General features: G+C 69.2%; 7 protein-coding genes. 3 read left to right on the top strand and 4 right to left on the bottom strand.

Translation table 11 applies throughout. From position 1 onward, the window contains the following. Positions 1 to 4 precede the first annotated feature (4 nt). The gene (locus VD659_RS05965; protein WP_423260214.1) at positions 5 to 2,788 is read left to right on the top strand and encodes a family 78 glycoside hydrolase catalytic domain; all 2,784 of its coding nucleotides are present in this window, start codon (positions 5 to 7) and stop codon (positions 2,786 to 2,788) included. Here the strand turns inward: VD659_RS05965 and VD659_RS05960 are convergent. The 4 genes from VD659_RS05960 to VD659_RS05945 form a co-directional block, all read right to left on the bottom strand. Beyond that, positions 2,761 to 3,825 carry a Gfo/Idh/MocA family protein gene (locus VD659_RS05960; protein ID WP_423260213.1) on the bottom strand — a complete coding sequence of 355 codons (1,065 nt, stop codon included), beginning with the start codon at positions 3,823 to 3,825 and terminating at the stop codon, positions 2,761 to 2,763. The genes VD659_RS05965 and VD659_RS05960 overlap by 28 nt on opposite strands. Positions 3,826 to 3,895: 70 nt before the next feature. Next, positions 3,896 to 5,329, bottom strand: coding sequence for an ABC transporter substrate-binding protein (locus tag VD659_RS05955; RefSeq protein WP_423260212.1), 1,434 nt, complete (start codon positions 5,327 to 5,329; stop codon positions 3,896 to 3,898). Positions 5,330 to 5,379: 50 nt separating this feature from the next. Continuing rightward, a complete protein-coding gene (locus VD659_RS05950; RefSeq protein ID WP_423260211.1) occupies positions 5,380 to 6,249 on the bottom strand; it encodes a carbohydrate ABC transporter permease in 870 nt (289 codons plus the stop codon). Positions 6,250 to 6,254: 5 nt separating this feature from the next. Next, entirely contained in the window at positions 6,255 to 7,226 is a 972-nt protein-coding gene (locus VD659_RS05945; protein ID WP_423260210.1) for a carbohydrate ABC transporter permease, read from the bottom strand. A gap of 290 nt (positions 7,227 to 7,516) precedes the next feature. On the opposite strand from VD659_RS05945, the gene VD659_RS05940 reads away from it, so the two are divergent. Beyond that, positions 7,517 to 8,290 (top strand): IclR family transcriptional regulator, encoded by a 774-nt coding sequence (locus VD659_RS05940; RefSeq protein WP_423260209.1) that lies wholly within the window; start codon positions 7,517 to 7,519, stop codon positions 8,288 to 8,290. Positions 8,291 to 8,519: 229 nt separating this feature from the next. After that, positions 8,520 to 11,669, top strand: coding sequence for a stalk domain-containing protein (locus VD659_RS05935; protein ID WP_423260208.1), 3,150 nt, complete (start codon positions 8,520 to 8,522; stop codon positions 11,667 to 11,669). Positions 11,670 to 11,689 lie beyond the last annotated feature (20 nt).

The following is an 11,689-nucleotide window of genomic DNA, read 5'->3' as shown; positions in this document are numbered from 1 at the left end:
GCCGATGGCCGTGCGCCTCACGCGCCTCACCGTCGAGCACGCCGAGGAGCCGCTCGGCGTCGACGTGCGGCCGCGCTTCGGCTGGGTGGTCGAGAGCGGCCCGGGGGGTGCCCGGGTGCAGAGCTGGCGGATCGAGCTGTTCGCACCGGATGGCCCGTGCCTCTGGAGTAGCGAAGACCCGAGCGGCGGCCCGGGCATCGACGTCGAGTACGACGGCCCCACCCTCCGCTCGCTGACCCGTTACCGCTGGCAGGTCGCCGTGACGACGGATGACGGCACCGCGCGAGCATCCTCCTGCTTCGTCACGGGCATCCTCGACGACGACTGGCGCGGAGCGCAGTGGATCTCCCACCCGACCCCGGGCGGCGCCGCGCCGCTGCTGCGCCAGGAGTTCACGGTGCCGACGCCGGCCGGCCCGCAGCTCGACGGGTGGGAGCTGGCCGTGCCGCGGCGCGCTGGACCGGAGGTGGCCGGCCCGCAGCTCGACGGGCGGGAGCTGGCCGTGCCGCGGCGCGCTGGACCGGAGGTGGCCGGCCCGCAGCTCGACGGGCGGGAGCCGGCCGGTCCGCAGCTCGACGGGTGGGAGCTGGCCGTGCCGCGGCGCGCTGGTGCGCACCTCGCGGGCCCACCGCTGACTGGCGCACGGCTCGCCGGGCCGCCGCCGGCCGCTCCGAGCTACCTCGTGGTCGGCGCCGGAGGCTACGCGCGCCCCGAGATCAACGGCGTGCTCGTGCCCGGGTTCGACCTCGCGCCCGGCTTCACCGACTACGACGTCACCGCCCAGTACGTCGTGGTGGAGATCACCGAGCTCCTGGTGCCCGGCCGCAACGCCATCGGCGTCGAGCTCGGTCGGGGCTTCTACGGCATGGCCTCGCGCTCGACCTGGAACTGGGAGACCGCGCCGTGGCACGACGAGCCCTGCGTGCGCATCCTGATCGTGACGGGCGACGACGTGCTGGTGCTCTCCGACGAGGGCTGGCGGGCCGTCGACGGCCCCACCCGCTACGACGATCTCTACGGCGGCGAGGACTTCGACGCGCGAGCCGACCGACCCGGGTTCTCCGCGGCGGGCTACGACGACGCGGGATGGGCGCCGGTCGCGCGCGCGACCGGCCCTCGTGGCCGGAGCGTCAACCAGCGCCAGCCGCCGATCTCGGTGATGGAGCGCTTCGACCCTGAGAGCGTCGAACAGAGCGCGCCCGGCCGGTGGCTCTTCACCTTCCCCCGCGTGATCGCGGGACGCATCCGTCTCCAGCTCGATGGCGCACCGGGCGACGTGGTGACCGTCCGCACGGCCGAGAGGCTCCGGGCGGATGGCCGGCCCGACAACGACGATCCGCACGGCTACTACGCGGGGCGGTTCCAGGAGAGCCGGATCACCCTCTCGGGCGAGCCGCTCCACTGGACTCAGCGCTTCGGCTACCAGGGCTTCCGCTACGTCGAGGTCGAGGCGGCGCGCGAGCCCGTCGTCGAGGCCGAGCTGCTCCACACCGCAGTCGCCCGAACCGGCCGCTTCCACAGCTCGAACGCCCTGCTGAACCGCCTGCACGAGCTCACCGTCGACACGGTGCTCAACAATCTCCATGGCCTTCCCACCGACACCCCGAAGTACGAGAAGAACGGCTGGACGGGCGACGGGATGCTGGGCGCCGAACTCATGCTGCTGAACCTCGACAGCCACGAGCTCCTCGCGAAATGGGCGGACGACATCGCGGCCTCGCGGCACGGCACGGGTGCCCCCGAGGTGATCGCGCCGCACGGCGGCTGGTCGATGGACTGGACGCCGGCACCGACCTGGCACGCGTCGCTGCTGTTCGTGCCGTGGGAGCTCTACTGGCAGCGCGGCGACGAGCGCGTTCTCGCCGACACCTGGCCCGATGCGAGCGCCTACCTCGAGTTCGAGCTCTCGCGGTGGCCCGACGGCATCGCCGACACGACCCTCGGCGACTGGGTGAGCCCGGATGCCGACCCCGGCGGAGGAAACGCGCCCGAAGACACGCGCATCGCGGCCACCGCATTCCTGATCGCGGGTCTCGACATCGCCGCGAAGACGGCCCGGGTGCTGGGCCACGACCCGGATGCCTGGACCGCGCACGCCACCCGGCTGCGGCGACGATTCGTCGAGGAGTTCCTCGACGTCGACCGCGAACAGGTCGTGGGCGCAGGGGACCACGGAGACCGCCAGACGCACCAGGTGCTCGCGCTCGCCTTCGACCTGCTGCCGGAGCGGCATCGCCGGCCGGTGGCCGACACGCTGGCCCGGATCATCCGGGAGAACGGCGACCACCTGAACACCGGCGCCCTCGGCACCAAGTACCTGCTGCCGCAGCTCACCCGCTGCGGGCACGCCGACGCGGCGCTCGCCGTGGCCCTGCAGACCGACTACCCGAGCTGGGGTCTCTGGCTCGAAGCCGGCGCGACCTCGCTCTGGGAGCACTGGAGCCCGGCCGCCCGATCGCACGGCCACTACTTCCTCGGCACCGTCGACGACTGGCTGTTCGGCTCGGTAGCCGGCATCTCCCCGGCGGCCGCCGGCTGGCGCGAGATCCGCATCGAGCCGGCCGTGCTCGGCCTGGCCTCCGCCGAGGCCGAGGTGCTCACTCCGCTCGGTCGGGCCGGAGTCAGCTGGCGCATCGAGGCGTCCGGCGTCGTCATCGACGTCGAGATCCCGGTCGGAGCCGTGGCGACCGTGCGCGTCGGTGAACGCGAATGGACGGTCGGCGCGGGCCGGCACCGGCGGCATGCACCGGTGCCGGCTGCTCAGTCACGGACCGCATCTTCACGGTAGAGGCTCTCGATCACCGCGACCGCGCGAGCGGCGCGCTCTGCGCCCGCGGTGAGTTCCAGCAGCGCCTCGTCGGAGTGGCCTGCTCGCACCTGGGTCACCGCGTCGATCAGCGTGCTGACGGGGGCGCCGTTCGGATAGGCCGACTCGCCGTCTCCCGGTTCGACGTGGCCGCTCGCGCCATCCGCCGCCGCCCAGTCGAGCGTCGCCCGGGCGAGGTCGTGCCGCGCCGAGCCGGCGGTGCCGAGGTAGGTGACGGACTGCTGCGCGGCGAGGCCGGGCAGCGCTCCTCCCGAGGAGAAGACGGTCGCGACCGCCGTGCCGGAGAGCCGCAGCGCGATCGCATTGGCCGTGTCCATGCCGGGGGAGACGAAGACGCTCTCGCCGGAGATCCGCTCCGGTCTCGCGCCCGTGGCATCCATGATGGCCGAGACCACGTGGGAGGTCTGGGACTGGCCGTGACCGCCGCCGGCGACCGCGACATCCGCGTAGGTGCCGGGCAGCGGAGCGACGGCATGCGGACGGTTCACGCGCCGGAGGTATTCGTCGACGTCGCCGGAGTAGAGGGGCCCCGTGTAGGACTCGAACACGGCGTGCACGCCGACGAGGTCGCCCAGCGTGCCGTCCGTCAGCAGCGCGCGAATCGCCCGTGCCGCCGCGGTGTACTGGTAGGGCAGGCTCACCGTGAGGCCGAGCCGGCGCGCCTGCGCCAGGCGCACGAGCTCGTGGGCCTCGGCGGCGTGCAGGGTGAACGGCTTCTCCACGAGCACGTTGACCTCGCTCAGCAGGCCGGCGCGCGCGACGCCCACGTGGAACGCGGCCGGGGACGCGACCACGAGCACGTCGAGGTCGCTCACCGACAGCATCTCCTCGACCGTCGAGAAGCCCCGCACGTTCGGAGACCCCGCCGTCACCGCCGCGAGGCGCGCCGGGTCGGGGTCGCTCGCCGCGACGAGCGCCGCATCCGGATGCGCCTCGATGGCGGGCACATGCGCGTGCGCGGCCCACCAGCCGCAGCCGACCAGACCTACTCGGATCATCATGCCTCCTCATGCGGATCTGGCCCGCGATGCGAGACCGCGGGCCAGATCCTGTGTGTGGGTTCGGGTGCTACTTCTGCACCCAGTCGTCGGTCCACTTGCCGTCGGCGGCGACTTCCTTCGCGCTCGTGGTCCACTGGTCCAGCGTCTCGGTGAGCTCGTCGTCGAGCGACTTGTTGCCCGTCAGGTAGCCCGTGTAGATCGCCTGGCCGAGAAGCGCCTTGGGCAGCAGCGCCGGCTGCGGAACGGTCGGGCTGAGGGCCCAGTCGCCCGTGGTGAGTCCCTCGAGACCCGGTGCGGGCTTCGCGTCGGCCAGGGCCGGGATGCCGCCGGTCTTGTCGAGCCAGGGCTGGATGCCCACGGGGCTGGAGGCGAACTGCAGGAACTTCACGGCCGCGTCGAGCTTGTCGCCCTTGGTGGTGGCCGGGATCATGTAGCTCGTTCCACCGGTGTTGGCGCCCGAGCGGGCCGCTTCGCCGGTGGAGAGGGGGGTGTCCTGCTTGGTGACCGTGGGGAACGGAAGGGTTCCGTAGTCCCAGCCGACGTTCTCGAGGCTGTTCGCCGAGAAGTTGGCGCCGAAGGACATGCCGGCCTTGCCGGCCAGGAACTCCTGGGCGCCGGTGAAGGCGGCCCCGGTGCTGGCCACACCCGACCAGTTGGGCGTGGCGCACGCGTCGACGACCTGCTTCGCGAGCGTGAAGGCCTCGCCGATCTCGGGGGTGTTCTGCGGGGTGAACTCCCCGGTGAGCACGCCCTTGGAGAAGTCCTTCACCGAGATCGCCTTCGAGGTGCCGGGCTTGCCGTCGGGGCCGTAGTAGTTCAGCTCGTCGAAGTACTTGGTGAGCAGCATCGAGGTGATCGGCTTCACCACGCTCGCCTGGGCGAGGTAGCTGTTGTCGAAGGCCAGCGGGGTGTAGCCCGCTGCGCTGATCGCCTTGCAGTCCTTGATCAGGTCGCCGTAGGTGGCCGGCGCCTCAGAGATCCCGGCGGCCTTGAACACGTCCTTGTTGTAGTAGATGCCGCTGAGGTAGAGGTTGAACGGCACGAACTCGTAGTGCTGCGCCGCATTGCGGCCCAGGTTCGACGGGCCGCCGATGTAGTCGGGGTTGAAAGCGGTGATCCACTTCTCGTTGCCCTCGATGTACGGGTTCGGCTTGTCGAAGTAGTCGTCGAGAGCGACGACCTGGTCGGGCTTGTGCGAGACCTGGTTGAAGATCAGCTCCGGGGCCGTGCCGGCGGCGAGCTGCGTCGAGAGCGTCTGGTAGAACTCCGTGAGCGGCAGCACCACCGTCTTCACCTCGATGTTCGGCTCGGCCGCCTCGAAACGCGCGACGAGGTCTTCCCAGGCCGGTCCGAAGCTCTGCGCGTCGGTGTTCCACTGGTTGGGGCCGGCGATCGTGATGGTGGTCTTGCCTGGACTCGCGCTGGGAGCGCATCCGGCGAGTGCGAGTGCGGTGGCTGCGACCACCCCGAGCGCGATGATCGGTTTGAGCTTGTTATACATCCTTGTATTGCCCTTCTGTGTGATTGGTGACGAAACGGCCGGAGGTGCGGTCAGTGCGAGCCCGGGAGCCCGCCCTGGATTCCGGCCAGGAAGTACTTGGAAAGAAAGAGGAACAGCAGCAGCAGCGGCAGGCTCGCGATCATGTAGCCCGCGAACATCGCGCCGTAGTCGGTGCCCGCCTGCCCGCGGAAGAAGAGCAGGCCGACGCTCACCGGCTTCAGGGCGTTGTCGGTCACCGTGAGCAGGGGCCAGAAGAAGTCGTTCCAGACGCCGATCACGGTGAGCAGCGACACGGTGCCGACGACCGGCAGCGACAGCGGCAGCATGATCGAGCGGAACAGGCGCCCAGCGCCGGCGCCGTCGACCCGGGCGGCGTCGAACAGCTCCTGGGGGATGCCCTCGATGAAGGTCTTCATCAGGATGGTGCCGAGCACCGCGCCTCCGGCGATCCTCGGGACGATGAGCACCCAGAGCGTGTTCAGCAGGCCGAGGTCGCGCATCATCACGAACAGCGGGATGAGGCTCGCGATGCTCGGCACCATCAGCAGCGCGATCACCATGGTGAAGAAGAACCGCCGGCCGGGGAACTGGAATCGGGCGAAGACGTATCCCGAGAGCAGGCTGAGGGCGACGATCCCGACGATCGAGATGGCGGCCACCACGACGGAGACCAGCATGAACGGGGCGATCTGGTTCCAGGCCGTGGCGTAGTTCTCGAAGTGCAGGGGGAACGACGGCGCCCAGTAGCTCGTGGCGAACTGCTCGTTGGTCTTCACCGAGGTGGTGAGCACGAAGAGGTAGGGCAGCAGCCCCACGGCCACGATCGCGATCAGGGCGATGTGGATGGGTGCGCCGCTGCGGCGGCGTTTCACCCTCGTGCGGGGCTGCCGGCTCGGTGCCTCGATGGTCGCTGCAGACATGAGGGTCACATCCCTTTCACATTGGTCGTGGAATCGCGGCGCTTGGCGACGGCCACGATCGTGCTGAAGACGACGGTGAGCACGAAGAGGGTGGTCGACAGCGCTGCCGCATAGCCCCAGTTGCCCCCGTTGAAGGCCTCGCTCAGCATGTGGAGCACGGGCACCGTCGTCGCGTTGTCGGGCCCTCCGCTGGTGAGGATGTAGGCGACGAACCCGTACTGCAGGGTCTCGATGATCACCAGCACGAGCAGCAGCTGCAGCTGACGGCCCATCAGCGGCAGGTCGATGAGGAAGAGCCGCTGGATCCGGTTCACCCCGTCGAGCGAGCAGGCCTCGAAGATCTCCTTCGGGATGTTCTGCAGCGTCGAGTAGAACATCAGGAACGGCAGGCCCGCGATGAACGGGAAGCCGATGAACAGCAGCGAGATCAGCGCGAGGTGCGGATCGCCGAGCCAGTTCTGGGCGAGCGCGTCGAGGCCGACCGACTTCAGGAAGGTGTTGATGACCCCGTCGTTGGGCTGGTAGAGGAACGACCAGATGAGCGCGGTGACCACGCCGGGGAAGGCCATGGGCACGATCAGGAGGGTGCGGTAGACGAACTGCGCGCGCTCGCTCCGCAGCGAGATGAGCAGCTCGGCCGCCGCCAGCGGGATCACCCAGGAGACCACGCCGAAGATGAAGATGATGCCGAGGTTCTTGAACGACTCCCACCAGAGCTGGTCGCTCATCATCGTGGCGTAGTTGTCGAAACCGGTGAAGGTCGACTCCCCGCCGGGGTTCCAGTTCCAGAACGAGTGGAAGATGCCGCTCGCCGCCGGGTAGTAGCAGAACACTCCCAGCATGATCGCCAACGGGGCGAGCCCGAGGTAGGCCCCCCAGCTGATCGATCGCCGGCGGCGAGGGCGCCTCGGCGGATTCGTGTCCGCCAGGATCGCCACCGTGTCCGGCACCACCCGGTCAGGTGTCTGTATTGCCATGTCCACTCCACAATGAGTCGGGTGCTGGCCGCGGCGATCAGGAGTGTCGATCGCCGGCGTCAGCGCGCAAGTGCTCGACCGTGGGCCCGTCAGGGGGCCGCATCGGGCCGAATGATCGAAAGTCTCGCATGCCGGAAGGTTCATGTCAAGGAATCCGCGTTCACACCCATGAACTATGGCTTCGTCAAGCTGCTAAAAGTTCATCTAGCTGTATTCTGATCCTATAGACGGGATGGCATCCGGCTGGAAAACGCGGCATTTCGCCGCTTGCCGCGATGGAGAGGCAGATCATGGCCAGTGACGACAAGGGCACGAGCGTCAAGTCCGCGGAGCGCGCCCTCGGCTTGATCGAGTACGTGAGCGAGCACGAGAGCGTGAGCTTCGGCGAGATCCTGACCGAACTCTCCATTCCCCGCTCCAGCGCGCACGGGCTCCTTCAGACGCTCACGGCCACCGGATGGGTCGCGCACGACCCGCGCACCCGTCAGTACTCGCTGGGGCTCCGCGCCTGGCAGATCGGCCAGAACTTCCGCGGCCACACCGACCTGCTCGGCATCGTGCGCCCGCTGATGGACAAGCTGGCCGCCGCCGTGGGCGAGACGGTTCAGCTCGCACAGCTCGACGGCGTGAACAACGTCTACATCGCGATCAGCCAGGCCGCTCGCACGATGCGTCTCGCGTCGTCGGTGGGAACGCAGCTGCCGGCTCATGCGACGGGCATCGGCAAGACGCTCCTCGGCCTGCTCCCGCCTGCGGAGGCGGAGCGACGCCTCCGCGCCGCCGCCCCGCTCGCCCACCTGACGGAGCGCACGGTCTCCGACGTCGACGAGCTCCTCGTTCTTCTCGACCGCGTCCGCCGTGAGGGTTTCGCGGTCGACGACGAGGAGTACATCAGCGGATGCCGCTGCGTCGCCGTGCCGCTGCCGTTCCTGTCCGACGCGCACCGCCAGATGGCGCTCTCCGTCACCATGCCGACCTCGCTCACGACCGAGCAGTGGCCGGCAGACATCCTCGCGCAGCTGCGCGCCACCGTCTCCGAGCTCGAGGCGACCATCCGTCCTTAGCGACGGCTCCGGAGTGACCCCCTCGAGGGAGGGGCGCTCTCGTCTGCCCGCGGGCGCCGTTCGGCGATTTTGCGATCGACCCTTGCCTCCAACGGCCCGGCTCCAGTAGCGTCAGGCACGAAGTTCATTCTGACGTATTTAAGTTCAGAATACCGAACTAGAGGATAAGGGAGTCCTTGTGCGCGATGCAGTCGATCCAGATACCGAATCCGTCCTCCAGAGCGAGTGGTTGTTGCAGCCCGAGCCCGGCAAGGGCATCAGCCGCCGCTCGTTCCTGGCCATCGCCGCAGCCGCTGCGGCCGCCAGTGGCCTCGCGCTAGGGGACGCTCCGGCGCCGGTTGCGGCCCGCCCGCTCCCCGCGATCGCCGGAAGGGGCGTGTCGGCGTCGACCGGCACCGCGCGGTACCTGGTGGAAGAGGACTTCCACATGCCGAACGCCGTCACCGACCCGATTCTCGTGGTGCCGTCGGGGTGGGACGTGCGCCAGGCCGGCGGCAGCTTCACCTTCGCCTACGGGCGCTGGGCCAAGGTGACCGACAGCGGCGGCCTGCCCATCGTGATGCAGCGCCGCTTCACGGCGCACACGGCGGGCGTTCTCACCGTCGACTTCCGGTTCGAGCCCATCACCGCGCTGAACGGCGTGACCTGGACGATCGGCACCACCGGGGCGAACGCCGTGGTGCTCACCGCGAACTCGGGGCAGCTGAGCCTGCAGACGCCCTCGGGCAGCCAGAACCTGGCGAGCACCGCCGTCGGAACCCCGATGGGGGTGCGGGTGGTGCTCGACCTCGCCGCCGCGCAGTTCACGGTCTACGTGAACGGCGCTCTGGCGGCCAGCGCGGTCGCCTTCGCCCAGTCCGCGACCGTGCTCGACCTCTTCACGATGCAGACGAGCGAGGCCTTCGTCGGCAACTTCTACATCGACACGGTGCGCATCCACCGCGGCTTCCTCGTCAACGAGTCATTCGTGACCGTGCCGTCGGGCCTCCCCGCCGACTGGACGACGGCCGGCGCCGGTGCGGTCTTCTCGATCGCCGAACTGCACGGATCGAGCTACGCCGACCGCTACAGCCTCCTGGTGAACACGCTCGCGGCCACCGAGACCGCAACCTTCCGGCGCACCTTCGCCGCGCAGAACGACGACCTCACCCTCGAGTTCCGCTTTCTCGCCCCTTTGGGCGCCCAGAACGTCTCCGCCGTGCTCTCGGCCGGCACGACGGCCGGGCTCCAGATCGGCGCCTCCGCGGGCAGCATCACCTACGCGGATGCGAGTGGAACGCCGGTCGTCTGCTACGACTGCAAGCCCAACCTCTGGTACCACGTGCGCGTGACGACCGACACGACGAACAACCTGGCCACCGTCTGGGTGAACGGCAAGACGGCGGCATCCGGAGTCGCGATCCCGGCCGTCACGGCCATCGACACGCTGACCTTCGGCGTGGGGGCGGGCACGTCGGGGAAGGTCTACCTCGACGACATCCGGCTCTCGCTGACCCCGCCGCTGCCGAGCGACTACGTGCCGACCCCCGTGCCGCTGAACACCGGCGACTACCTCGTCGGCGTGCAGACCTTCGCCGGCTGGCGCGAGGGCCACCACCAGGGCTGGGATGCTCTGAGCCCCTACCCGAGCCGCAAACCGCTGCTCGGCTGGTACGACGAAGGCGACCCGGAGGTCACCGACTGGGGCATCAAGTGGATGGTGGAGAACGGCATCTCGTTCGAGCTGGCGTGCTGGTTCCGCCCGCTCGACGGAGTGGGGCAGCCGATCAAGGTGCCCGACCTCGGGCACCACATCCACCAGGGGCTCTTCACCTCGCAGTACAAGTCGCTGGTGAAGTTCGCCATCATGTACGAGAACATCAGCAGCGGCGCCACCAACAGCAGCGATTTCCGCACGGTGATGGTGCCCTACTGGATCGAGTACTACTTCCGCGACCCCGACTACCTCGTCATCGACAACAAGCCGGTCTTCTCGATCTACTCCATCCCGAAGCTGATCACGACCTTCGGCAGCGCTGCGGCGGCGGCCGCGGAGGTCGCGTACCTCCGCACGGCGGTGCAGGCGGCCGGGTTCGACGACCTGATCATCATCGCCCCGCAGGTCGACGCCAACGCGCCGACCGTCGGCGTCGACGCCCAGTACAAGTACAGCGTCGGCTCCGTCGCCGCGCTCACCGAGGGCTACCGGCAGAACCTGCTCACCTGGCGCGGCAACGCCGTGGTCGACGTCGTGCCCACCATCTCGATGGGGCAGGACCAGCTGCCGTGGAACCTGACGCCGGGAGCCTGGGCGAGCGTGACCGACTTCGAGGCGAACGCGACCTGGGTGCGCGACACCTTCATGCCGGCGCTGCCGAGTACGAGCCTCGGCCGGTCGATGGTGCTCGTCGACAACTGGAACGAGTTCGGCGAGGGCCACTTCGTGATGCCGAGCGCGCTCGCCGGGTTCGGCTATGTGAACGCCGTCGCCGACGTCTTCGGGGCGAGCGCTCATGGAGCCAACGTCACGCCCACGACCACGCAGGCGGCGCGCTTGGGCTTGCTCTACCCGGCCGCCCGCACCCAGCCGCTCAAGGAGCTGCCGGCCCCGGCGAAGCCCGACGACTACTGGACGCGGTGGATGTTCAACACCGACGGCGACGTCGAGGGCTGGACCAACAGCGAGAACAACCAGGTGACGAACATCCAGGTGCTGGGCGGACTGCTGACGGCCACCTCGATCGGCACCGACCCGGGTCTCGTGTCACCCGACCACCTCGGCATCGACGCCAATCAGGCACCCTGGGTCAGGGTGCGGATGAAGAGCGACACGCCCCCGGAGTACTTCTACTTCCGCACCGAAGCCGACTCCACCTGGAGTCAGGACAAGGGCGCGCAGGTGATCATCGACTCGTACAACAACGCGTACGGCGTGGGGTACATCGCGGCGTGGGGCAACCCCAAATGGGTCGGCACGATCCGGCAGATCCGGCTCGACATGATGTCGACCCCCGGCAACTTCACGATCGACGAGATCGGCGTGGTCAAGGTGCCGTTCCCCCCTCTGTCGCTGCTCGTCAGCGGCAAGTACTCGCGCACCGCGGTTCCGCTGATCGCCCCCAACGGCACGCCGATGGTGCCGGCGGCCTACGTGGTGGAGGCGATCGGGGGTCGCCCGGAGTGGCGGCCCGACGTTCAGTGGTTCGTCGGCGTGCGCTCCGGCACCACTCTGATCGCCCAGGTGGGCAGCAGCACCGCCCACACGGGCGCGACCGTCGTGCACCTGGATGCGCCCTGCCAGTGGGTGGGCGGCCGCTTCTACATCGCGGCCACCTACTTCCAGTCGCTCGGCTTCACCGTCACCTGGGATGCCACGGCCCAGCTGCTGACCATCGCGTGACCGCGCGGACTCCCTCGACG

The organism is Herbiconiux sp. 11R-BC, assembly GCF_049472555.1.
Lineage (GTDB): Bacteria > Actinomycetota > Actinomycetes > Actinomycetales > Microbacteriaceae > Herbiconiux.
This window is presented reverse-complemented; position numbering and strand designations above follow the sequence as displayed.

What these genes read in the sequence shown, in the direction of transcription:
- VD659_RS05965 (WP_423260214.1), top strand. Translation starts at nt 5, where the DNA reads ATGGCCGTGCGCCTCACGCGCCTCACCGTCGAGCACGCCGAGGAGCCG.
- VD659_RS05960 (WP_423260213.1), bottom strand. Translation starts at nt 3,825, where the DNA reads ATGATCCGAGTAGGTCTGGTCGGCTGCGGCTGGTGGGCCGCGCACGCG.
- VD659_RS05955 (WP_423260212.1), bottom strand. Translation starts at nt 5,329, where the DNA reads ATGTATAACAAGCTCAAACCGATCATCGCGCTCGGGGTGGTCGCAGCC.
- VD659_RS05950 (WP_423260211.1), bottom strand. Translation starts at nt 6,249, where the DNA reads ATGTCTGCAGCGACCATCGAGGCACCGAGCCGGCAGCCCCGCACGAGG.
- VD659_RS05945 (WP_423260210.1), bottom strand. Translation starts at nt 7,226, where the DNA reads ATGGCAATACAGACACCTGACCGGGTGGTGCCGGACACGGTGGCGATC.
- VD659_RS05940 (WP_423260209.1), top strand. Translation starts at nt 7,517, where the DNA reads ATGGCCAGTGACGACAAGGGCACGAGCGTCAAGTCCGCGGAGCGCGCC.